A 22971-nucleotide genomic window follows, 5' to 3' on the forward strand; every position below is an offset into this window, starting at 1 on the left:
CCGGGGTGGGGTGCGGCGGCTTGGGGCTGGGGGCTGGGGGCGGGGGGCGGGGCCGGCGGCCGCGGCGGTGGCGATGGGGCGGCCGCGCGTCCGTCGGCGGGACCGCCTCGACCATCCGGGCGGCGGGTTCGGTTCGGCTCGGCCGGGCTTGGCTGCTTCGGGCGCGACCGGGCCGCGCCGACGGAGATTACTCGGCCAGACCCGCCGACAGAGCCGGTCCGGCTCAGCCCGCCCTGCCGCTTCGAGCGCGACCGGGAGCCACCCTGCCAGAGACCCGCCGACCAGACCCACCGACAGAGCCGATCCAGTTCAACCGTCCCTGCCGCTTCAAGCGCGACCGGGACCCGCGCCGACGGACACCAATCAAAGCCAGACCCGCCGATAGATGCGGTCCGCCTCAGCTGCCCCAAGCGCAACCGGAGCTCGCCCCAAGCCCAGCGACGGAACCGACCCAGCTCAACTGCCCCTGCCACTCCGAGCGCGACCGGAACCCGCGCAGACGGAGACCACCCGACCGGCCCCGCCAGCGAATCCAACCAGCTCAACCGGCCCCGCCGCTTCAAGCGCGATCGGCAGCCGCCCTGCCGGAGACCAGCCGACCAGACCACCGACGGACCCGATCCAGCTCAACCGGTCTCCCCTCCCGCCCCGCATGGCGGCGAGCCGTTACCGCCGCCTCTCCCCTCCCGCCCCGCAGGGCGGCGAGCCGCTACCGCCGCCGGCTCGTGAGCCCAGCCCAACGGGGCGAGCCGCGCCACCCTCGCCCGGCGGCCTCGGTCGCTCGGCCGCTGCCCGCGCCATGATCGAACCCCGGCCGACACCGCGGGCACCGGCGAGCGGCGGCACCCTCCGGCGGCGGCAAGCGCACCAGCCACCCCACCCATCCCGCAGGCGGTCACCAACCCGGCGAGCCGCAGCAGCCACCAACTCCCCAGCCAAGCGAAGCAAGCCGCCCCCACGGCGGCCCCGATAGAGCAAACCGCGCCGCCCCGGCCGCCGGCGACCTCGGTCGCCCGCCCGCGCCCACGACCGACACCGCAGCGAGCACCGGCCAGCGGCGGCACCCTCCGGCGGCAGCAAGCGCACCAGCCACCCCACCCATCCCCGCGCCCGCCCGCGAACCCGGCGAGCCGCAGCAGCCACCAGCCCTCACCCCAGCTCAGCGGAGCGAGCCGCCCCCACAGCGGCCCGACAGGGAGCCCCGACCCTGCCGCAGGGGGCCATCATCACCCATGCAACCGGGTCACCCCAGCTCAGCGGAGCAAGCCGCCCCATGGCGGGCCCGACGGCGCGCCCCGGCCCAGCCGCCAGCGGCCAACGTCACCCAGCCGACCGTGTCACCCACCCCGATCGGCGCCGGAGCGAGCACAGAACGGCACCGCCCGGCAGCAGCCACCCAACCGCGGCCCCGCCTTTCCCGAACCCCGGGTTCGAACCCACCCCACACCAGCCGTCCCCCGGCGCGCATTTCGCGAACACCTTCCCCACCGAACCGAAACCGCCAGGACAGCCGCGCCCCCCGTAGCCCGGCAAGACCGAACCTGTCCGCAAAGGACGTCCACAATAGACCGCAGGTCACTCAAACCCGCATCCCGTCGCGACGTCACACCTGACCCGCCGGTAACCCGACCGAAGTCGTTCTTCACCCATTGAGGCGACACCTCCCCCATTTCCGGACCCCGGCCGGCCTTGCGCGAACCACCCGCTTCCTGCTCCGATGCGGGCAATTACGCCGAACGGACCCCGTGCCGTTTACCCGCGAGTTGAATTCCCTTTCGCGCCGGTTGTGGATACACTTCGCGGCGAACGCTGCGCATTGTGCTGTTCGCGTTCTCGAGCGCACATCCACCGGAGGAGCACCCAAGTGGCCCAGAAAGTCTCCGTCGAGATCCTCGACGACATCGACGGCAGCACCGCCGCCCAGACCGTCCAGTTCAGCCTCGACGGCGTCACCTTCGAAATCGACCTTTCCGACCGGAACGCCACCGCCCTCCGGCACGAACTGGCCCGGTACATCGGCGCCGGCCGGCGGGTCGGCGGGCGCAAGGTCCGCGTGGCCAGCGGCCAGTCGACCACCGCCTCCGATCGCGAGCGCAACCAGCGGATCCGGGCCTGGGCGAACGCGAACGGCTACGACGTCTCCGAGCGGGGCCGTCTCTCCTCCGAAGTCGTCGCCGCCTACGAGCGGGCGCACGACGCCGACACGGAATCGTCAGTGTCGTCGCCGCGAAAGCGCGCTCCGCGCAGGAAAGTCGCCGCCTGACTCCCGATTACCGCAGGTTTTGCCGCGCGGAAGACCCTTTCTCCGCCGAATCGGGGCACCGTCGAACTCGGGCGTCGAACAGGAATGTCCGAGCACCGGACCGGCGATCCGGCCGAAGCCGGGTGCCGCGGTCGCAGGTGGACTGTCGTCGGCTGTCCGCTTCCGGGAGCGCGGCGCCTGATCGGCTCTTGTGGTCCAGACCCCGGCGCCCTACGGTCGGCGGGGTCCGGGTCGTCGCGGGGGAGGAGCCTCGGGTGCTGGGAACCGTTCTGGCGAGCGCACTTCTGCTGACCGGCGCCGCACCGGCCGTGGCCGACGCCGGCTGGGCGCCGTCGCCGATCGTCTGGACCGCCTGCCCGGATGACCCCGACAGCCCCACTCCGGCGGACGGCGAGTGCGGCACGGTCCGGGTGCCGCTGGACTGGAACTCCCCGGGCGGGCCGACGATCACCCTCGCGGTCGCCCGGCACCGCGCCACGGATTCCGCACACCGCCTCGGCGTGTTGCTGGCGGATTTCGGCGGTCCCGGCTCGTCGAATGCGGAACTCGCCGTGACCCCGGGCGTGTTCAGCCCGGAGGTCCGGGCCCGGTTCGACGTCGTGGGCTTCGACGTGCGCGGAACCGGCCGCAGCGAATTCATCGAATGCCCTGACACGGGCCGGCCGCCGAGCGACGAGCCTGCCGGCCCGGCCGAGTTCGCCGCGCTGCGGAAGTACCACGAGCAAGCGGTTTCCGCCTGCCGCGCCCGCAACCTCCCCGTCTTCGACCACGCCGACACCGGCGCCAACGCCCGGGACATGGACGCGGTCCGCCGCGCGCTGGGCGAAGCGCGGATCAGCTTCTTCGGCATCTCCTACGGCACGCTGCTCGGCCAGCAGTACGCCGAACAGCACGGGGAGCGGGTGCGGGCGATGGTGCTCGACAGCTCCATCGACCACAGCGCCGGGATCGAGCGGTTCCTCGGCGACCGGGCCGCCGCCGCGGACGACGCGTTCCGCCAGTTCGTCGCGTGGTGCGACCGGACGACGACCTGCGCGTTGCACGGCCAGGACGTCTACGCCGTCTGGCAGAAAGCTCTCGCGATGACCGGCGGGACGCCGCAGGCGCAGAGCGAGCTGCGCGGCCGGGTGCTGCAGGACATGTACCGCCCGGTCTGGGACGACCTGGGCCAGGCGATCGCCGACGCCGCCGCCGGCAATCCGCCGATGACCGCTCAGTTCTCCTACAACTACGACTCGATCCGCCTGGCCGTCGTCTGCCAGGACTTCGACCTCCGGATCCGGGGTTTCGCGCAGTACTCGGTGTTGCACGCCGAAGAGCTGCGCCGCGGGCCGCTCATGCGCGGCAGCACGTTGAGCCACGGCGAAACGATGGCGTGCCTGGGCATCCAGGGCCCGCCGTCGAACCCGCCGCACCGGCTGAACATCCCGCGCGCGCCGCGGATCCTCCTGCTGAACTCCCGCCACGACCCGGCGACCCCGTACGCCTGGGCCCTCGCCATCCACCGCCAGGCCCCGGCGAACACGACGTTGCTGACGTACGAGGGCTCGGGCCACGGGGTCTTCGAGAAGAACGCCTGCACCCGGTCGGCCGTGGACCGCTACCTGCTGGCCCTGGCGGCACCGGAGCACGACGTCAGCTGCCCGGCCTGACCGCTGCGCTCAGGCGTGCCGCTCGACCGGCGCGAACGGGGAGCCGGCGCCACCCGCCGCTGCGGCGGGGCGGCGGGGCAGGGCGGTCACCAGTGGTAGTTGCGGCGCAGAGCGCGCTTCACGACCTTCCCCGTCGCATTGCGCGGCAGCTCGTCGACGAACACGACGTCCCGCGGCACCGCGAACCGCGCCAGGCGTTCACGCACGTGGGACCGCACCGTGTCCGCGTCCAGCCGGGCACCCGGCACCAGCACGACGTACGCCGCCAGGCGCTGACCGTACTTGGGGTCGCGGACGCCGACCACCGCCGCTTCACGGACCTCCGGCAAGGCGAGCAGGACTTCCTCCACCGGGGCCGGGGCCACGTTTTCGCCGCCGGACACGATCATCTCGTCCTCGCGGCCCTGGACGAACAATAGGCCGTTCGCGTCGACGTACCCGCGGTCCCCGGTGTCCATCAGGCCGTCGCGGACGTCGAGCTGCTCGCCGTCGGTGTAGCCGTCGAACAGCAGGCGGTTGCCGACGTAGAGCCGGCCGGTCGTGCCGGGTGGCACCGGGGTGCCCGCGCGGTCCAGGACGCGGATCGCGGTGCCGATCGGCGGACGGCCCGCCGTGCCGCGGGCCGCGCGGAGGTCGCGGGGCCCGGCGATCGCCGCCCACGACACCTCCGTCGAGCCGTACAGGTTGTAGAGGATGTCGCCGAACGCGTCCATGAACTCCTCGCCCAGCCGGCCCGGCAGGCCGGCGCCGGAGCTCGCCACCACGCGCAGCGAGGACAGGTCGTAGCGGGCCCGCGTCCGCTCCGGCAGGTCCAGCAGCCGCCGCAGCATCGTCGGCACCGCGAACAGCGCCGTGCACCGCTGTCGTTCGATCATCGACAGCGTCGCTTCCGGGTCGAAGCGGCGGGGCAGCACCAGCCCCGCCCGCAGCGCCATGCCGAGCTGGAGCGCGGCCAGGCCCCAGGTGTGGAACATCGGGGCGGCGACCAGGATCGGTTCGCCGGCCCGCAGCGGGATTTCCGACAGCACCGCGGCGGCGTCCGCGACGCTGTGCGGGGTCGGGCGGCGCGCGCCCTTCGGCGGGCCGGACGTGCCCGAGGTGAGCACGACGAGCCGGCCGGGCTTGCCCGGCGGGGCGATCCGGGCGGGCGACTGCGCCTCGATCAGGTCTTCGATGGTCGTCCCGTGCCACCCGTCGCCCGGCGGCCACGTCCACAGCTGCGGGATCTCATCCGGCAACTGCCGGCCCAGGGCGGCGAACTCGGCGTCGGCGAGCACGAGCTGGGAGCCGTGCCGCAGGGCGAACTCGGCGACCTGGCCCAGGGCCAGCCCGGTGTTCATCAGGGCCACGTCCGCGCCCAGCTTGCTGCAGGCGATCATCGCCTCGACCATCGCGTTGTGGTTGCGGCACATCAGCAGCACCCGCGACCCCTCGGCGATGTCGTGGCGCTTCAGCACCGCGGCCAGCCGGGTGGTGCGGTCGTCGAGTTCGCCGAAGGTCCGCTCGGACCGCTCGTCGCACAGCGCGAGTGACTCCGGCGCGCGGCGCGCCACCGCCTCGTAGCCGCCGGCCAGGGTCGAGCCCCAGCGGCCCACCGACCTCAGCTGGCGCAGCGTCCCGGTGGGCTGGGCCGGCGTGAGGACGCCGGCCTTCACCAGGATCCGCGCGAACTCGCGCTTCGACGGGCGGGGCGGCAGCGAGTCCGTGCCGGGGACGCCGCCGAGGTGGTCGCTGATCGCCGCGACCGCGTCCAGGATCCGCTGGCGGATCCGCGGCACCGCCGGCGAACGGCCGTCGAGCAGCGTGAGCAGGACGGTGATCGCGCAGCCTCCGGACGTCGGACGCAGCACGACGGACATCCGGTGCTGCCGGCCGGACCAGGCCAGGTGCTCGTCCCGGCGGTGGACGAAGATTTCGGCCTCGCCCTCGCCTCCGGCGCGGTACCGGTAGCGGGCGCCCCGGCCGATCGCCTCGGAAACCGGCTCGCACGAGGTGATCCCCCGCACGAACCGCGGGTAGAGGTGCGGGCTGCCCACGATCGTCCACACCGCCGCGGGCGGGTGCGGCACGGTGACGGTGATCTCGATGAGTTCCGGTTCCATCAGGACACAACGGGAGGTTTCGCCGGCACGGTGGTCATGACTCGGCTTTCTCCCTTTGTCGGTCCGGGGGTTCGGCCTTTCGGCCGGTACGCCGAGCATCCGTTTGCGCCGACCGCCGTGTCAACACACGGTCGCACGATTCGATGTATTCAATCCCGAAGAGCGAGCGAAATCCAGCGAACCGCGAAACTCTTCACGCCTTCCTCACGCCGGCGCGGACCACCACGACGGCGGGCCGGTGCTGCCCCGGACCACCAGCGACACCGGCACCCGTTCGAGCGTCGCCGTCCGCACCCCGGACCCGATCTCGCCGAGCAGGGTCCGCACCACCTGGGCGCCCAGTTCGGCGAAGGGCTGGCGGATCGTGGTCAGCGGCGGCCAGAAACTCCCGGCCTCCGCCATGTCGTCGAACCCGACGACGCTGACCTCCCCCGGCACCGAACGGCCGGATTCGTGCAGTGCCCGCAGCAAGCCGAGCGCCATCTGGTCGTTCGCCGCGAACACCGCCGTCACCGCGGGGTCGTGCGCCAGCACCCGGCCGAGCGTGTAGCCGGATCCGGCGGTCCAGTCCCCCACCACCGGCAACGGGACCCGCCGGTCGAACCGCGTCAACGTCCGCCGCCAAGCCAGTTCACGGCGCTCGGCCGCGCACGAATCCGACGGGCCCGCGATGTGCCACACCGTCTCGTGGCCGAGCTTGAGCAGGTGCTCGGTCGCCAGCACCGCACCCTGCGTTTGATCGGCGTCGACCGTCGGATACCCGGCGCGCGCGTTCGAATCGACGACCACCACCGGGACGGCCGGCGGGAAAACGATTCCCGGCCAATCCAGGGCGTATTCCTCGACCAGGACGACGAGGCCGGCGACGTCGTGCGTCCCCAGTTCCCGGAACGCGTCGGTCACCGCGTCGCGGGTCGGTTTGCCCACGGACAGCAATTTGATCGCGTACCCCTCGGCCGCGGCCGCCTGCGCGACGGCGTCGAACGTGCGGCTGTTCCCGAGCGTGGCCAGCGTCGAAGTGAGCACGCCGATCGAGCGCCCCGGGTCCGGCAGCACGACCGCGGTGCCTCCGCGGAGCTGCCCTCTGGTCTGCTCTCGCACGCTGCCCACCCTCATCGGTAACTCCCGCGAAGACTTCGCGTCACATGGAGGTCACCACAGTCAGGGACAATGTTCACCTTGACGTCGGCAACACGACCGTTCGCGACGCTCGTCAGCCACCCGCCATCCACCGGCGGAAGCGGCTTCCACCTGGGCACCCGCGGCCCCGGACGGCCGCGCCGGGCGACGACCCGGGCGGCCGGCTCGTGAACAAGGTCACTAAGCGCCCGCTCAGTGCGGTCGGCCAGGCGCGAGCTCACCCCGATTGCCGCACCACCAGCGTCGTCCCCAGCACCACGCGGCGCGGCTGCCCGGACGTACCGTCGATCACCGCGAGCAGCTCGGCCGCCGACCGGGCGCCGAGCGCCTCGACCGGCTGGCTCACCGTCGTCAGCGGCGGGTCGGTGGTCCGCGAGACCGGTGAGTTGTCGAAGCCGATGACCGCGACGTCGTCGGGGACGCGGCGCCCGGCGCGGCGCAGGGCCCGCAGCACGCCCAGCGCCATCACGTCGGACGCCACGAACACCGCGTCCAGGTCCGGCCGCCGGTCGAGCAGCCGCCGCATCGCGTGCTCGCCGGAGGCCTGGCCGAAGTCGCCGTGGACCACCGACCCCGGGTCGACGACGCCCGCGCCGCCGATCGCGGCGACGTAGCCGGCGAGCCGGTCCCGGCCCGGCGCCATGTCCTTCGGGCCGGCGACCGTCGTGATCCGCCGCCGGCCGGCGGCCTGGAGGTGCCGGACGGCCGCCACGGCGCCCCCGCGGTTGTCCACGTCCACGTAGGTGTACCGGCTCGGGTCGGGGACCATCGGCCGGCCGGCGCTGACGACCGGGAGCTCCGCCCGTGACAACTCCGTGGTGTACCGCGTGTGCGTGCTCACGAACAGCGCCCCGTCGACGTGCCCGCCGCCCAGGTAGCGGAAGGTGGTGGCCTGGTCCGCCGCCGGCATCATCAGCACCACGACGTGCACGCCGGCCGCGGTGAACTCGTGGTGGATGCCCCCCATGACGCGGCCGAAGAACGGGTCGGAGAACAGCCGCGGGCCGTCCTCGCACAGCACGACGGCGACCGTGCCCGTCCGCGGCTCCTCGCCCGCCCGGGCCGCGCGCTGCCGGACGTAGCCGAGGGAGCGCACGGCCTGTTCGACCTGGCGCCGGGTCTGGGCACGCACTTGCGGGAATCCGTTGAGCACCCGGGACGCCGTCGCCGACGAGACACCGGCGGCCCGGGCCACGTCGGCCAGGGTCGGCCGCGGATGGGGAAAGTCGAGAACAGTCATGGTCACCTCCGTGGAACAGCACGCACCAAGACAGTGTTAGCGCTAACACTTCACCGGAAAGCGAGCCGGACCGCCGATCGGACCGTCGACGGCCGCCGCGTTCACCACGGACTAGGGGGGATCGGCGCGATGGGCGCCGGGATACCGGTTCTCGGTCACGTCCGCACATCCTTGGGCGAGAGTGGTTCGAACGGGTGAGTCGCGGCCGTCGTCACGCATCCGGTGATCTTTTGACCGCTGGCTCGGCAGCATTGATGCTGGAACCAGGCGCCCGATGTGTCAACCGGATGACGGAAAGTACCTGAAAATTTGTCACGATCGCCGCGGTGGGCGGCCGCTCACCGGTACCGCGGGCTGATTCCGGCGCCGGCGCCCCACCCACGGCTCAATTGACCCGGGCCGGCCCGCTCGTCCGCGCGGTCGCCGCCGGGCTCAAGCCCGGCAGCGCCGCGACGGCGACGAGCAGCGCCACCTTGGAGGATCGTTCCTCGCTACTCCTTCGCAGGGGGTCGTTCGACGAAGACGCGGACGTCCCACGAGCCGAGGCTCAGGGCCGTCCCCGTCGGCACACCGGTGCCGTCGAGCAGGTCGGACAGCGGCGCGGGCGCGGTCACGTGGACCGGGGTCCAGCTCCAGTTGTGGAGCACGTGCACCCGGCGGCCGTCGGGCGCGGTCCCGGTGGTCGCGGTCACGGACTCCGGCAGGTTCGTCCACGCGTGCACCGGCAGCGGCACCAGCCAGCGGGCCAGCGCCCGGCCGGACGCGGTGTCCGGGACCGTGCCGACGCAGGTGACCCGGCCGTCCCCCTCGGCCCGGGTGGTGACCGCCGGCCAGCGGCCGAAGTGCGGGTGGTCGTACTCGGCGAGCACCTTCGCGTCGACGACCGTCAGCCCGTCGACCCAGCGCGTCGCCGCCGCATCCGAGGGCAGCTCGAGCGGACTGTCCGGAACGGCCTTGAGCGGGACGGCACCACCGAGGTTGCTGAACTCGTCGTACCGGACGCCGGCGGCGTCGGCGAGCCGCCCGGGAGCCGGATCGCGGCGCGCCCGGCCCTCGTGGTCGGCGTAGCCGGTGCGGGGGCCGAGGACGAGGTGGCCGCCGGCGCGGGCGTACTCGGCGAGCCAGTCCAGGGTGCTGTCACCGGCGAGGTACAACGCGGGCACGACCAGGACGGGGTGGCGGCGCGCGGCTTCCTCCGGCGAAACGCCTTCCCGCTCGCCTCGCTCGTCGTGGAGCTGTCTGATGTGGACGATCCGGACCTGGCGGCCCGCGTCGAAGGCGCCTCGGTAGAACGGGTCGAAGAACCGGTGGTAGGACGTCGGGTCCGGCTCACCGTCCGGGGTGGACAGTGCCGGGTACTTCTGCATGAGCCATTTGCTCGGCGTCGAGTACACCATCGTGATGTCCGCGTCCGGTTCGAGCCCGGCGACGGTGGCTCCGGCGAGCTCGAACTCCTCGCCGAGGCGGGCGAGCTCGGCGTAGGTGCGGCCGGGCCGCCCGCTGTGCGGCAGGATGCCGCCCCAGTAGGTCTCGGCGCCGAAGTGCAGCGTGTGCCAGTGCCAGTACTCGATCATCCGGGCGCCGCGCGCGACCAGCGCCCAGGCGGCCTGGCGCCACTGGCCGTCGAACGCGGGCCGGTTGTCCCACGTCGGGCCGATGTGCGTGGCGTTGGTTTCGGTGACCAGGAAGGGGGCCTGGCGCGAGGAGAACATCCAGTCCGCGGTCTGGTACAGCGACCAGACGCCGGCGGTCTTCCACTTCTGCTCGTGGTCCGCCGGCGCCGGGTCCGGCAGCGCGAGGCCGTCCTGCATCACGTAGTACGGGTTGCCCGAGGCGATGTCGAGGCTGTCGGTGAGCTCGTCGTCCTCGACCGCCGGCCGCGTGTAGGCAATGCAGGTGGTGACGAACTGCTCCGGCCGGGCGTACTGGCGGGCGATTTGAGCCTGCCACGCGATGAACTCGGTGGTCTGGCGGGCCTGGAACTCGCGCCAGGCGACGTCGTACTGCGGCTGGGCGTTGCCGTCCGGGGTCCACAGGTCGGCCCACGTCGAGAGCCGGTGCGACCAGTAGACCAGGCCCCATTCGCGGTTGAGCGTCTCGACGTCGCCGTACTTCGCGCGCAGGTGATCGACGAACCGCTGGAAGACGCCGTGGTTGTGGAGCAGCTCCGGTCCCGGCTCGTTGTCCACCTGGAACCCGATGATCCCCGGGTGTTCCGCGTAGCGGGCGAGGATCTTGTGGATCACGCGCTCGGCGTGGAACCGGAACGCCGGGTGGGTGAAGTCGACCTCCTGGCGGGCGCCCCAGCCGATGCGCTGCCCGGTGGCCCGTTCGCCGGCGATCTCCGGGTACTGCCGGGCCAGCCACGGCGGCACGGCGTACGTCGGCGTCCCGAGGACCACGGAGATCCCGCGCTCGTGGGCCCCGTCGAGGACCGGCTGCAACCAGTCCAGGTCGAAGCGGCCGTTCTCGGGCTCCCAGGTGGACCAAACCGACTCGCCGACGCGGATCACGGTGAACTTCGCCTCGGCCATCAGGTCGAGGTCGGTCTTGAGCCGTTCGCAGGGCTGGTACTCGTGGTAGTAGGCGGCACCGAACAGGACGCGGGCGGGCAAGACCGCCATGGGACCTCCAGGAAGGGTCGAGCTCACTGCTTGACGGCGCCGGCAGCGAGCCCGCTCTGCCAGTACCGCTGCAGGAACAGGAAAGCACGACGAGGGGGATGATCGAAGCGCTGGTCGTTGAGCATGATCAGCGGCAGGAAGTAGCTGTTCCAGGTGGCCACCAGCGCGAAGAGCACGACGGTGACCGGCGCCGGCGCCGGCATCCGCGGTCCGGCGGGTGAAGAACTCGCCGAAGCGGGCCGGTGCGCCGAAGCCGAGCCGGCGGGTCCGGATCACCAGGGTGGCGGCCCGGTGCTCGCCCGGACGACGAGCGTCACCGGCACGCTCTCGGGGGTCGCGATCCGCACCCCGGACCGCAGCTCGCCCAGCACCGTCTGCACCACCCGGCGGCCCAGCTCGGCGAAGGGCTGGCGGATCGTGGTCAGCGGCGGCCAGAAATTCCCGGCCTCCGCCATGTCGTCGAACCCGACGACACTGACCTCCCCCGGCACCGAACGGCCGGATTCGTGCAGCGCCCGCAACAACCCCAGCGCCATCTGGTCGTTCGCCGCGAACACCGCCGTCACCGCGGGATCGTGCGCCAGCACCCGGCCGAGCGTGTACCCCGACTCGGCCGTCCAGTCCCCCACCACCGGCAACGGGACCCGCCGGTCGAACCGCGTCAACGTCCGCCGCCAAGCCCGCTCGCGGTGCTCCGCCGCGCACGAATCCGACGGGCCCGCGATGTGCCACACCGTCTCGTGCCCCAGCTTCAGCAGGTGCTCGGTCGCCAGCACCGCACCCTGCGCCTGATCGGTGTCCACCGTCGGATACCCGGCGCGGGCATTCGAATCGACGACCACCACCGGGACGTCCGCCGGAAAAACCATTCCCGGCCAATCCAGGGCGTATTCCTCGACCAGCACCACCAAACCGTCGACGTCGTGCTTCCCGAGCTCCCGGAACGCGCCGGTCACCGCCGGCCGGGACGGCCGGCCCAGGGATACCAGCTTGACCGCGTACTCCTCGGCCGCGGCCGCCTGCGCGATGGCGTCGAACGTCCGGCTGTTGCCGAGGGTCGCCAGCGTCGAGGTGACCACGCCGATCGAACGTCCCGGGTCCGGCTCCCCTTCGGCCTGGACCCGGCGCACCAGCTCGTCGGCCGAGAGCCGTTCCCGCCGCACCCGCGTCACGTACGCCACGCGGCCACCTCCCGAACACCCCCGCGCGAAGGATTCGCGCGGCCCCAGTCCGCGTGGAGACTAAGCCGCGCGCGGCCGATTTGTAAATCTCATGATCGCAGTCCGGTCGTGACCTTTCCGAAACAACCGGATCGGCCGTTCAGCCGTCTCGGCTCCCATTGTCGAAATACTCGAATTCCCGACCGGCTTGGCCAGGGGCGGGATGAGCATTATCGTCGGATTTCGCATTTTGGTGTCACCGGCCAGTCGTCCCGGACAATCGCGCGATCCGGAAGGCCGTCGACGATGGAGAAATCCGGCGCCGTCACGAGCCGCCGGACGTGTCGGCGAGGTCGAGGATCCAGGCACTCCAAGCCGCGTCGGCACGCGGCTCGGGCAGCTCGAGCGCGGTCGACACCGTCTGGACGAGGCCCGTGGCGAAGAACGTCCGCACCTGCAACGCGTCCGCGCCCGTCAACCGGGCGATCGTGTCCATCAGGGCGAGGTGGCGACGGCGGACCGCCTCGCGGACCGGGTCGTCCGCCGCCGCCGCGTAGCCCTGCAGCACCACCAAGCCGACCGTCGGATCGCTCCGCAGGAGCCGCACGTAGGCGACGCCCAGCGCGGCCAGCTTCGGCTCGGCGCCCGCGAACGCCGCTTCGATGCGGTCGAAGGCGGCGTGCACGACTTCGAGGAACAGCTTCCGCTTCGAGCCGAACATCTGCACGATCCGCGGGTGCGAGATGCCGGCCCGGCCGGCGATGGCCTCCAGCCGGGTGCCCGCCAGCCCGTGCGCGGCGAACTCGGCGTCGGCCGCTTCGATGATCCCCGCCCGGCGCGCCGCGGCGGGGAGGCGGGCCGGGCCCGCGTCGCTCACCGGTCCCCCGTGCCACCGCCGAGCTGACCGAGCACGAACTTGTTGTCGTACAGGCAGCGGTACGCGTGGATCAGCCCGTCCTCGCCCAGCTCCAGCCGGTCGTCGCCGTGGAATTCGACGCGGCTGCCGGTCTTGGCGAACGTGCCGGTGAAGCGCCACGCGACGAGCACGGCGCGGCGGGTCACCTCGGTGTAGAGCCCCATGCGCGTGAACGAGTAGTCCGGGTAGGCGCGCGCCATGTGCGTCACGAACTCGTGGATCGAGCCGGGCCCGTGCGCGGTCCGCCCCAGCGCCGGCTCGTCGTAGACGAGGTCGTCCGCGCACATCGCGGCGACCGCGCCGGCGTCATGGCCGTTCCACGCCTTTTCCCACTGGGCACACAGCGTCTCGGCCTCGTCGTCGGCGAAAGTCGTCATGTTTGCTAACTTACAAGTAAGTAAGAAGCCTGTACAGACATCACATGTCTCAATGCGTACCGATCGTCGAAACTGGCGAATCAGCCAATCTCACGCAACACCGACCACTCCCTCGCAGATATACATCATATGAATGTTAGACTGATTCCCCAGGTGAGCTGTCCGAGGAGGACCATGGCAAGGTCGTTGACCGACGAAGCGATCGACCGGATCCGGGAGTTCGTCCGGTCCGGCCGGTTCCCGGCGGGCGCCAAGCTGCCCCCCGAGCACGAACTGGCCACCGAGCTGGGGATCTCCCGCAGTCCCACGCGGGAGGCCGTGAAGGCGCTCGCGCTGGCCAGGGTGCTCGAAGTCCGCCGCGGCGACGGCACGTACGTCACCAGTCTCGCGCCGAGCCTGCTCCTGGAGGGCCTCGGCAACGCCGTGGCGCTCATGCAGGGCGGCAGCATCCTCGAACTGACCGAGGTGCGCCGGCTCCTCGAGCCCGCGGCGACCGGCCTGGCCGCCACCCGGATCACCGACGCCCAGCTGCGCGCGGTCGGCGAGCTGCTCGACGCGATGCACGACGCGGTCGAGGACGTCGAACGCCTCACCGTGCTCGACGCCGCCTTCCACCGGGCGGTCGTCACCGCGGCGGGCAACGAGACCCTCACCGCGCTGCTGGACGGGATCTCCTCGCGCACCCTGCGCGCGCGGGTCTGGCGCGGCACGGTCGAGCGGGGTGCGACGCACGTGACACTGGCGCAGCACAAGGCCATCTACGACGCGCTCGCCGACCGGGATCCCGCGGTGGCCACCGCCGCCGCGCTGATGCACGTCGACACGTCCGAACGCTGGCTGCGCGCGCACCTGGCCGAGGTCCGGGAGCTCGACGGCCGGGTGCCGTGACCGGAGACCGGTCACGGCGCCCAGGAGTACCTCAGGCAACGGAGAACAGCCACCGGAGGTTGGCGCTGCCGTCGTCGGACCACACCTTCAGCGGAGAAGCCCGAGGGCACGGTCCCGCCGCCGTCGAGGACCAGCCCGCTCGCCCGGTTCGCGATGACGCAGACACCGCCGCCGGTGTCGGTGATCGACCACTGCTGGCTCGCCGCGCCGGTGCAGCCCGACTGCACGGGGTTGCCGCCCGCGGTGGGGGCGCCCGCACCGTCGATCACCAGGCCGCTGGTGCGGTTGGTCAGCTTGACGAACCCGTCGACGGCCAGGCCGCTGGTGACGTTGACGATGCGGAACCACCGGGCGGGGTCGAACGCGATGCGCAGCGAAACGATCGTGTCGTTGAACCCGGAGGTGCGCAGATCCGGCGTGGCCGTCACGTACTTGCCCGGGGCAGCTGAGCCGCGGTGTAGTTGCCGGCCCCCAGCGCCGCGCTCGCGCCACGGTAATCGACGTCGGCGAACACGGTCGCGCCGGACGCGGGGCCCACCGCCGGGATCCGGCCGTCGAACGTCAGCTTCAGCACGTAGGCGGGTGATTCGTACGGCTTCGCCGCCGGCAGCGTGACGTGCAGCGCGCTCGCGTCCTGGGTGTGCTCCAGCGCGCCGGGAGCACCGAGCAGTTCGACGCGCCGCAGGCTGCCCAGGTCGATCCGCTTGCCGGACAGCGTGGTGAGCTCCGCCGTGACCCCGGGCCAGGCCAGCACCGTCGCGTAGAGCACGCGGGCCGCCTTGTCGCGGGTGAACCGGAAGTCCTTGGCCGTACCCACCTTCGGCGAAACGAACGAACCGCCGCCCATCTTGGTCGGGCCCTCGCCGTAGACGTCCCAGACGCGCGTCGAATGGATCGACTCGCCGACGCGGGGTGCCGGAGTAGTAGCCGATGCCCCGGGTGTAGCTCCAGCTGCTGCTGCTGATCGCGTCGTCGGTGAGCCAGTACGGCGTGACGATGTCGGCCGGGCCGCCGCGCTCGTAGTCCGCCACCTCGCCGGTGGTGGTGAACCCGTGGTCTAAGTGCTTGAAGGTCGAGACGACGTCCTTGCCCCACTTCTGCGCCTGGTTGTAGTAGTAGGCCAGGAATTCGAGGCGCTGCTGCTCCGCCACCGCGCACGGGCCGCTGTTGATGCAGTAACCGGGCGAGTTCAGCGAGAAGTCCTGCCAGAGGATGTCCGGCTGCGCGCGGTCGATCACCTCCTTGAGCTTGGCCAGCCAGAGCGCGTCCTCGTCGGCGCGCGGAAGCCGGCCGTACAGCTTGCGCAGGCTCGGGGTGGGCTGGGGCGGGGCGAAGTCGTAGAAACCGTTGTAGTTGAACGCGTGGTGCATCGCGACCAGCAGTTTCAGACCCTGCCCGCGGATCGCCTTGCCGAACAGGTCCAGCAGGTTCAGCCGCGGCCCGCGCGCCACCGAGTTCCACTCGTTGACCTTGCTGTCCCACATCGAGAACCCGTCGTGGTGCTCGGCGACCGGGCCGGCGAACTTCGCCCCGGACGCCTTGACCACCCGCGCCCACTCCTCCGGGTCGAACCGCCCGCCCTGGGAAACCGGCTTCGGCGCGAACTGCACGGGGTTCCCCGCCACGTCGGTGCCGCCGTCGACGAACCGGTCGTAGCCCCACACCGCCGGGTCGCCGTAGGTCGCCTTGTGGTGCTTGTTCTCGCCGCTGTCCGGGATGTACAGGTTCCGGCCGTACCACTCGCTGCCGAACTCCGGGGTGGTGAAGGCGCCCCAGTGCCAGTAGGTGCCGAACTTGGCGTCCTGGAACCATTCCGGCGCGGGAGGGTGCCGGTCGACCGATGGCCAGGTGGGCTGGTACGGCTCGCCCGGGGTGGCGGCGGCCGCCGGGCCGGCCAGCGCGGGCGGCACGGCCGCCGCGGTGAGCCCGGCCGCCGCGAGGGCGCCGAACTGCCGGCGGGAGAAGGGGTTCTGGGCAGGGGGCACCATTGCACTCTCCAGAGGGCGATGGGGAGCTAGCAGGAAACCACTCGGTGCAGCAGATCCGGCGGCACCTCGCGGCGGAAGGCCTCGGCGTTCGCCCGCACCTGGTCGGCGCTCGTGGCACCGACCAGGACCGAGGTGACGGCGGGATGCGCGACGGCGAACGCGAGCGCGCACGCGGCCAGGTCGTACCCCGCCGAAGCGGCGACCTGCCCCATGCTTTGCGCGCGGGCCAGCAGGTCCGCGGGCGCCGGGGCGTAGTCGAACCAGGCGCCCGGCCGGGGGTCGATGAGCAAGCCGGAGTTGAACACCCCGCCGAGCACGACGTCGACCCCGCGCTCGTCGCAGAGGTCGAGCAGCTGCGCACCGCTGCGGTCGAGCAACGTGTACCGGCCGGCGAGCAGGACGACGTCGACGTCGAGCCGTTCGACGAACCGGGCGGGCATCTCCCACTGGTTCATCCCGACGCCGATCGCGGAGACCACGCCTTCGTCGCGCAGCCGGCACAGTTCCGGCCACGCCTCGGAAGCGGCTTGCTCTTCGTGGTCGTCGGGATCGTGCAGGTACACGATGTCGACGCGGTCGAGGCCCAGGCGGTCGAGACTGCCTTCGATCCCCCGGCGGACGGCGTCCGCGGAGAAGTCGAAGAAGCAGCCGCCGTCGGTGAGCGTCCGGCCCACCTTCGTCGACACCGCGAACGAACCCGCGGGCAGCCGCGCCAGCGCCGGGCCGAGCCGGCGTTCGGCCAGCCCGAAGCCGTAGTAGGGCGCGGTGTCGAAGTACCGCACCCCGGCACCGGCCGCCGCGGCGACGACCTCCGCGGCGGCCTCGTCGTCGACGTCGCCGAAGACGTTGCCCAGGCCCGCGGTGCCCAGGCCGAGATCCGCCATCAGGTCTGCCGCTTGCCGCTGGTGATGCGGGACATCACCAGCGCGATGAGGATGATCGCGCCGTTGAGCGCACCGATCCACTGGGCGGGCACGCCGGCCAGGGTCAGCACGTTCTGGATCATGTACAGCAGCAGGATGCCGGTGAAGGCGCCGAAGAGCGTTCCGCGGCCACCGTTCAGGCTCACCCCGCCGATCACTGCGGCCGCGAACACCGTGAAGATGTAGCCGTTGCCCTGCGCCGCGGCCACCGAGGCCAGCCGCCCGGAAAGCAGCAGCCCGCCGAGCGCGGCCAGGACGCTGGCCCCGATCAGCACGATCCACACGATGCGGTCGGTCCGGATGCCCGCGGCCTTCGCCGCGTCCTCGTTCCCGCCGATCGCGTAGAGGCTGCGGCCGAACCGGGTGTAGCCGAGCAGCACGATCCCGCCGGCGAACAACAGGACGCAGATCCAGATCGATGCCGGGATCCCGGCCCACAGCGTGGTGCCGAGGTAGAGCAACGAATCGGGCAGGCCGAAGAAGGTCTGGCCGCCGGAGATCCCGGTCAGCAGGCCGCGCAGCACGATCAGCATGCCGAGGGTGACGACGAACCCGCTCAGCCCGAACCGGACGATCAGCAGGGCGTTGAGCGCCCCCACCACCACGCCGACCAGAAGGACCACGGGCACGGCGGTCCACGACGGCAGCAGCCCGAGCGAATGGCCGCCGCCGATCGTCAGCCACGCCGCGACGCCCGGCGCGAGCCCGAAGGTCGATTCCAGCGAGAGGTCCATCTTGCCGACGACCAGGACCATCGTCTGGGCGAGCACCAGCAGGGCGATCTCCGACATCGTCTGCAGGATGTTGATCACGTTGTCGTACTGGAGGAACACCGGGTTCACCAGCTGGCCGACGACGGCGATCGCGATGATCCCGGGCACCAGCGCGAAGTCGCGCAGCCGGGCCAGTGCGATGCGCCGGGGCGCGGGGCCGGATCCGGTCCGTGGCGGGGCGCCCACCGCGGCGGGGCTTTCAGGCATCGAGGTCGACTCCTTCCATGGCGGCCACGACCTCGCGGTCCTGCCAGCCTGCGGGGATTTCGGTGGTGAGCCGGCCGTGCACCACGACCAGCAGCCGGTCGCACAGGCGCAGGTCGTCCAGTTCGTCCGAAGCGATCAGCACCGCGGTGCCCGCCGCGGCGGCCTCCGCGACCTTGCCCTGGAGAAACTCCTTCGACCGCACGTCGACCCCGGCGGTGGGGGTGATCAGCACGAGCAGGCGGGGGTCGCCGGCCAGCGCCCTGGCCATGACGACCTTCTGCTGGTTGCCGCCGGACAGCGCGGACACCGGCAGTTCCGGGCCGGGGGTCTTCACCGCCAGGCGCGTGATCAGCTGCCCGGCGAGCCGGTCGCGCAGGCCCGACCGGACGAAGATGCCGGGGCCGAGCCGGTCCATGACGCTCATCGTGGAGTTGTCCGCAATGGACATCTCCGGCACGAAACCCTGGTGGTGGCGGTCTTCCGGGACGAAGCCCACCCCCGCGGCCAGCGCGGCCGGGACGTCACCGGGCCGGGGGCGGGAGTCCCCGACGAAGACCGTGCCGGAGGTGGGTTCGCGCAGCCCGGCCAGTGCCTCGGCGAGCTCGGTCTTGCCGCTGCCGCCCGACCCGGCCAGCCCGACGATCTCCCCGGGCGCGACGCCGAACGACACGTCCTCGAAGTGGGGCGCGAGGCTCAGGTCGTCCACGCGCAGCACGGGTGCGGCGTCGTGCCGGGCCGACGACGTCCGCTCCTGGGCGATGACGGCGTTCTCGCCGGTCATCGCGGCCACGAGATCGGCCTTCGGCAGCTCGGCGACCGGTGCGGTGAGGACGTGCCGGGCGTCCCGGTACACCGTCACCGTGTCGCAGATTTCGTACACCTCCTGGAGGTGGTGGCTGATGAACAGGAAGGTGACGCCCTGCCGCTGCAGCTCGGCGATGTGGCCGAACAGCCGCGTGATGGCGGCCCCGTCGAGCTGCGCGGTCGGTTCGTCGAGGATGACGAACCGGGCGCCGAACGACAGGGCCCGCGCGATCTCGACGAACTGCCGCTGCTCCACGCTCAGCTCCCGGGCCGGCCGGTGCACGTCGACGTCCACCGACCAGCGCTCGAGCAGCTCGGTGGCCGAGCGGCGCAACGCGGCCCAGCGGACGAACCCGCCGCGGGTCTCCTGCCGGTTGAGGAACAGGTTCTCCGCCACCGACAGCTCGGGGATGATCGTCGACCGCTGGTACACGCAGGCCACCCGGGACCGCCAGCCGTCCCGGTCGGCCAGGGCCGGCGCCGGTTCCCCGTCCAGCCGCACGGTCCCGGCGTCCGGCTCGGTCAGTCCGGTGAGGACGGACACCAAGGTCGACTTGCCGGCCCCGTTGCGGCCGACGAGTGCGTGCGTCTGTCCGGGTAGGACGGTCAGGTCGGCTTCGTCCAGCGCGACCGTGGCGCCGTAGCGCTTGACCACCTGACGGGCCTCGACGACCGGCACGGTGTTCATGTTCGGGTCCTCTCCGAAAAACGCCTCAGCTCTTGCTGTTGCCCCACAGGGACTGGTCGTCGACCTTGACGCTGCTCACCGGCCCGAACTTGGCGCCGTCCGCGGTGACCAGCGGCGCGGCCAGCTGGTCCTCCATCAGGCCGTCGCGGACCTGGATGATGGTGCTGTCGTGGTCGGTCTTGCCCGCCGCCGGCGTCTTGCCGGCGATCGCGTCCTTGACGTACTGCAGGGCGTACTTGGCGAACAGGTCCGCGGGCTGGGACACGGTCGCGTCCATCTCGCCGGCCCGGATCTTGGCGAGTTCCTCGGGGATGCCGTCGTTGGACACGATGAACACGTGCTTCGGGTCGCTCGCCGGGACCGCCAGGCCGCGCTGCTTGAGCAGCTGCAGCGTGCCGGCCAGGGCGAAGCTGGACTGCATGTAGACGCCCTTGATGTCCGGGTTCGCCGTCAGCCGGGTCTGCAGCTTCTGGGCCGCGGTGTTGGCGTCCCAGTTGGTGGCCTCGCCGAAGACGGTGATGCCCGGGAAGGTCTTCTTCATGCAGTCGTTGAAGGCTTCGGTGCGGTCCCGGCCGTTGATCGACGCCAGGTCGCCCTGGAGCATGACGACCTTGCCCTGGCCGCCGAGCTTGGTGCCGAGGAACTGGCAGGCCTTCTCGCCGTAGGCGCGGTTGTCGGCCCGCACGACCATGTAGACGTTGCCCTGGTCGGGGCGGGTGTCGACGGACACGACCGGGATCTTCTTGGTCGCGAGCTGCTGCAGCGTCGGGATGATCGCCGCGGTGTCCTGCGGCGCCATGACCACGCCCTTGACGCCCTGGCTGATCATCGTCTGCACGTTGGCCGTCAGGTTGGCGACGTCGTTCTGCGAGTTGGTGGTCTTGAGGTCGAGCCCGAACTGGCCGGCGAACTGGGGCACGTACTTGATGTAGGCGTTCCAGAAGTCGGTGTCCGAGCGCGGGTAGTCGACCCCCACGACGGTTTTGCCCCCCGAAGCGGCGGTCGAGCCGCCGCCGCTGCAGCCGGCCAGTGCGGCCGCGGACAGGACACCGGCTGTGACGACAGCGGCGGCGCGCAGGTGCTGGAACTTCATGACCTCTCCTCGTTGACAGGTTTCGGGCGGAGCCGCAGGCCGGACATTCCGCCGTCCACGGCGAGATCGGTGCCGGTGGTGGCGCCGGCGTCCGGGCCGGCCAGGTAGCAGATCGCCGCGGCGACCTCGTCGGCGGTGACGAGCCGCCCGGTGGGCTGGCGCGCGGCGAGCGCGGCCAGCTCGGCGTCGGGATCGTCGGCCGTGGCCAGCAGCCGGTCGATCCACGGGGTGTGCGCGGTGCCGGGATTGACGCAGCACACGCGGATGCCCTCGGCCAGGTGGTCGGCAGCCATCGCGCGGGTGAGCGCGAGGACCGCGCCCTTGGTGGCGCTGTAGAGCGCTCGTTGCGGCAGCCCGGCGGTGGCCGCGATCGAGCAGGTGTTCACGATCGCCGCGGCGGGCGACTCCCTCAGGTGCGGCAGGGCCGCCCGGCTCACCCGGACCATGCCCACGACGTTGACGTCGAACACGCGGTGCCACTCGGCGTCGTCGTTGCCCTCGACGGTCCCTTGCGCGCCGATCCCGGCGTTGTTGACCAAGACGTCCAGGCCGCCGAGGTGGTCCACCGCGGCGGCGACCGCGGCTCGCACCGAGTCGTCGTCCGAGACGTCGGCCCGCACCCCGGTCAGCGGTTCCTCGACCTTCTCGTTCAGGTCGAGGCAAACGACCTGTGCGCCCCGCCGGGCGAGCATCCGCGCGGTGGCGAGCCCGATCCCGGAGGCCCCGCCCGTCACGAGCGCCCGGAAGCCGTCGAACTCCCCGCCGGTCACGCGACCACCACCGCGTCCCGCTGCCAGACCGGTCCGTCGGGAAACCGGTACTGGGCCACGGATTCGGTGTGCAGCCGCGCCCCGAGTCCCGGCTCGACCGGGGCGAGGTAGCGCCCCCGCTCGATCCGCACCGGGTCGACGAAGTGCTCGTGCAGGTGGTCGACGTACTCGATGACGCGGTCGGTCTGGCTGCCGCTCACCGCGACGAAGTCGAACATCGACAGGTGCTGCACCATTTCGCACAGCCCGACCCCGCCGGCGTGCGGGCACACCGGGACGCCGAACTTCGCGGCCAGCAACAGGATCGCGATGTTCTCGGTCACCCCGGCGACGCGGCTCGCGTCGAGCTGGAGGACGTCGATCGCCTCGGCCTGCAGCAACTGCTTGAACATCACCGCGTTGTGGGTGTGCTCGCCGGTGGCCACCTTGATCGGCGCGACCGCCCGGCGGATCGCCGCGTGGCCGAGCACGTCGTCGGGCGAGGTCGGCTCCTCGATCCAGTACGGGTCGAACTCCGCGAGCGGGCGCAGCCATTCGATGGCCTGGCCGACACCCCAGGCCTGATTGGCGTCGATGGCGATCCGGACGTCCGGCCCGACGACGTCCCGGGCCAGCCGCAGCCGGCGGATGTCCTCGTCGAGGTCGGCGCCGACCTTGAGCTTGATCTGGGTGAACCCGTCCTCGACCGCCTCCTTCGCGAGCGCCGCCAGCTTCTCCGGCGAGTACCCGAGCCAGCCGGGAGTGGTGGTGTAGGCGGGAAAACCGGATTCCAGGAGTTCGGCCTGGCGTGCCGCGCGGCCCGGTTCGGCGCGGCGGAGGATGCCGAGGGCTTCGTCGCGGGTCAGCGCGTCCCGCAGGTACCGGAAGTCGACCAGGTCGACCAGCTCCTCCGGCGGCAGTTCGGCCAGCAGCCGCCAGACCGGCTTGCCTTCGCGGCGGCCCCGCAGGTCCCAGGCCGCGTTGACGATCGCGGCGGCGGCCATGTGGATCGCGCCCTTGTCCGGGCCCAGCCACCGGAGCTGGCTGTCCCCGGTCAGCCGGCGGGAAAAGGCGCCGAGGTCGCCGAGCGCGTCGGCCACCGGCATCCCGACGACCAGGGGCACCAGCGCCCGGACGGCGGCGACCTCGACGTCGTTGCCGCGGCCCACGGTGAAGGCGAGCCCGTAGCCCTCGTCGCCGTCGCTCGTGCGGATCGTCACGTAGGCCGCCGAGTAGTCGGGTTCCGGGTTCATCGCGTCCGACCCGTCCAGGCTCAGCGAAGTCGGGAAGCGCACGTCCACGGCGTCGATCGCGCTGATCACTTCGGCCAACGGGGCCACCTCTCATTCGGCGCAGACAACATATGTATGGCTACGCGCTGACT

Annotated in this window: 19 protein-coding genes and 1 pseudogene; 3 read left to right on the forward strand and 17 right to left on the reverse strand. The window is 71.9% G+C overall.

The genetic code is table 11. The features are described 5' to 3' along the window. Window positions 1-1864: 1864 nt before the first annotated feature. Complete coding sequence (locus tag AB0F52_RS27245; RefSeq protein ID WP_360176785.1) at window positions 1865-2263, forward strand: Lsr2 family protein; 399 nt, start codon at window positions 1865-1867, stop codon at window positions 2261-2263. A gap of 254 nt (window positions 2264-2517) precedes the next feature. Next, window positions 2518-3915, forward strand: coding sequence for an alpha/beta hydrolase (locus AB0F52_RS27250; RefSeq protein WP_360176788.1), 1398 nt, complete (start codon window positions 2518-2520; stop codon window positions 3913-3915). Between the two features lie 86 nt (window positions 3916-4001). Here AB0F52_RS27250 and AB0F52_RS27255 read toward each other — a convergent pair whose 3' ends face one another. The 8 genes from AB0F52_RS27255 to AB0F52_RS27290 form a co-directional block, all read right to left on the reverse strand. Beyond that, window positions 4002-6017: an AMP-binding protein gene (locus AB0F52_RS27255; RefSeq protein WP_360176791.1), complete on the reverse strand. Its 2016-nt coding sequence runs from the start codon at window positions 6015-6017 to the stop codon at window positions 4002-4004. A gap of 204 nt (window positions 6018-6221) precedes the next feature. After that, window positions 6222-7118 (reverse strand): substrate-binding domain-containing protein, encoded by an 897-nt coding sequence (locus AB0F52_RS27260; protein ID WP_360176794.1) that lies wholly within the window; start codon window positions 7116-7118, stop codon window positions 6222-6224. A 256-nt stretch (window positions 7119-7374) separates the two neighbouring features. Beyond that, the gene (locus AB0F52_RS27265; protein WP_360176797.1) at window positions 7375-8397 is read right to left on the reverse strand and encodes a LacI family DNA-binding transcriptional regulator; all 1023 of its coding nucleotides are present in this window, start codon (window positions 8395-8397) and stop codon (window positions 7375-7377) included. 491 nt (window positions 8398-8888) lie between these two features. Continuing rightward, window positions 8889-11021, reverse strand: a complete 2133-nt coding sequence (locus AB0F52_RS27270; protein WP_360176800.1) for a beta-galactosidase — start codon at window positions 11019-11021, stop codon at window positions 8889-8891. Window positions 11022-11044: 23 nt separating this feature from the next. Further along, entirely contained in the window at window positions 11045-11224 is a 180-nt protein-coding gene (locus tag AB0F52_RS27275; RefSeq protein WP_360176803.1) for a hypothetical protein, read from the reverse strand. A gap of 69 nt (window positions 11225-11293) precedes the next feature. After that, on the reverse strand, window positions 11294-12202 hold the full coding sequence (locus AB0F52_RS27280) for a substrate-binding domain-containing protein (protein WP_360176806.1): 909 nt from the start codon (window positions 12200-12202) through the stop codon (window positions 11294-11296). Window positions 12203-12506: 304 nt separating this feature from the next. Next, entirely contained in the window at window positions 12507-13058 is a 552-nt protein-coding gene (locus AB0F52_RS27285; RefSeq protein WP_360176809.1) for a helix-turn-helix domain-containing protein, read from the reverse strand. Next, window positions 13055-13474 carry a nuclear transport factor 2 family protein gene (locus AB0F52_RS27290; protein WP_360176811.1) on the reverse strand — a complete coding sequence of 140 codons (420 nt, stop codon included), beginning with the start codon at window positions 13472-13474 and terminating at the stop codon, window positions 13055-13057. The genes AB0F52_RS27285 and AB0F52_RS27290 overlap by 4 nt, the downstream gene beginning before the upstream one ends. 174 nt (window positions 13475-13648) lie before the next feature. Between AB0F52_RS27290 and AB0F52_RS27295 the strand changes: the two genes are divergently transcribed. Next, window positions 13649-14362, forward strand: coding sequence for a FadR/GntR family transcriptional regulator (locus tag AB0F52_RS27295; RefSeq protein WP_360176814.1), 714 nt, complete (start codon window positions 13649-13651; stop codon window positions 14360-14362). An 11-nt stretch (window positions 14363-14373) separates the two neighbouring features. On the opposite strand, the gene AB0F52_RS27300 is transcribed toward AB0F52_RS27295, so the two are convergent. The 9 genes and pseudogenes from AB0F52_RS27300 to AB0F52_RS27340 all read right to left on the reverse strand — a co-directional run bounded on the left by AB0F52_RS27300 (window position 14374) and on the right by AB0F52_RS27340 (window position 22918). Beyond that, window positions 14374-14790: an RICIN domain-containing protein gene (locus AB0F52_RS27300; protein ID WP_360177519.1), complete on the reverse strand. Its 417-nt coding sequence runs from the start codon at window positions 14788-14790 to the stop codon at window positions 14374-14376. Continuing rightward, a complete protein-coding gene (locus AB0F52_RS27305) occupies window positions 14787-15209 on the reverse strand; it encodes an alpha-L-fucosidase C-terminal domain-containing protein (protein ID WP_360177522.1) in 423 nt (140 codons plus the stop codon). Before AB0F52_RS27305 ends, AB0F52_RS27300 begins: the two co-directional genes overlap by 4 nt. Before the next feature lie 136 nt (window positions 15210-15345). Further along, window positions 15346-16350, reverse strand: a pseudogene (locus tag AB0F52_RS27310) (alpha-L-fucosidase); the annotation flags it as partial. 26 nt (window positions 16351-16376) lie between these two features. Further along, a complete protein-coding gene (locus AB0F52_RS27315; protein WP_360176817.1) occupies window positions 16377-17234 on the reverse strand; it encodes an aldo/keto reductase in 858 nt (285 codons plus the stop codon). Then, the gene (locus AB0F52_RS27320; protein ID WP_360176820.1) at window positions 17234-18253 is read right to left on the reverse strand and encodes an ABC transporter permease; all 1020 of its coding nucleotides are present in this window, start codon (window positions 18251-18253) and stop codon (window positions 17234-17236) included. The genes AB0F52_RS27315 and AB0F52_RS27320 overlap by 1 nt, the downstream gene beginning before the upstream one ends. Beyond that, on the reverse strand, window positions 18246-19745 hold the full coding sequence (locus AB0F52_RS27325; RefSeq protein ID WP_360176823.1) for a sugar ABC transporter ATP-binding protein: 1500 nt from the start codon (window positions 19743-19745) through the stop codon (window positions 18246-18248). The genes AB0F52_RS27320 and AB0F52_RS27325 overlap by 8 nt, the downstream gene beginning before the upstream one ends. 25 nt (window positions 19746-19770) lie before the next feature. Next, window positions 19771-20838: a sugar ABC transporter substrate-binding protein gene (locus tag AB0F52_RS27330; RefSeq protein WP_360176826.1), complete on the reverse strand. Its 1068-nt coding sequence runs from the start codon at window positions 20836-20838 to the stop codon at window positions 19771-19773. Then, window positions 20835-21608, reverse strand: a complete 774-nt coding sequence (locus tag AB0F52_RS27335; RefSeq protein ID WP_360176829.1) for an SDR family oxidoreductase — start codon at window positions 21606-21608, stop codon at window positions 20835-20837. The genes AB0F52_RS27330 and AB0F52_RS27335 overlap by 4 nt, the downstream gene beginning before the upstream one ends. Further along, on the reverse strand, window positions 21605-22918 hold the full coding sequence (locus AB0F52_RS27340; RefSeq protein WP_360176832.1) for an enolase C-terminal domain-like protein: 1314 nt from the start codon (window positions 22916-22918) through the stop codon (window positions 21605-21607). The genes AB0F52_RS27335 and AB0F52_RS27340 overlap by 4 nt, the downstream gene beginning before the upstream one ends. Between the last annotated feature and the right edge of the window lie 53 nt (window positions 22919-22971).

Source organism: Amycolatopsis sp. NPDC024027 (assembly GCF_040638975.1).
In the GTDB taxonomy this organism is placed as follows: Bacteria; Actinomycetota; Actinomycetes; order Mycobacteriales; family Pseudonocardiaceae; genus Amycolatopsis.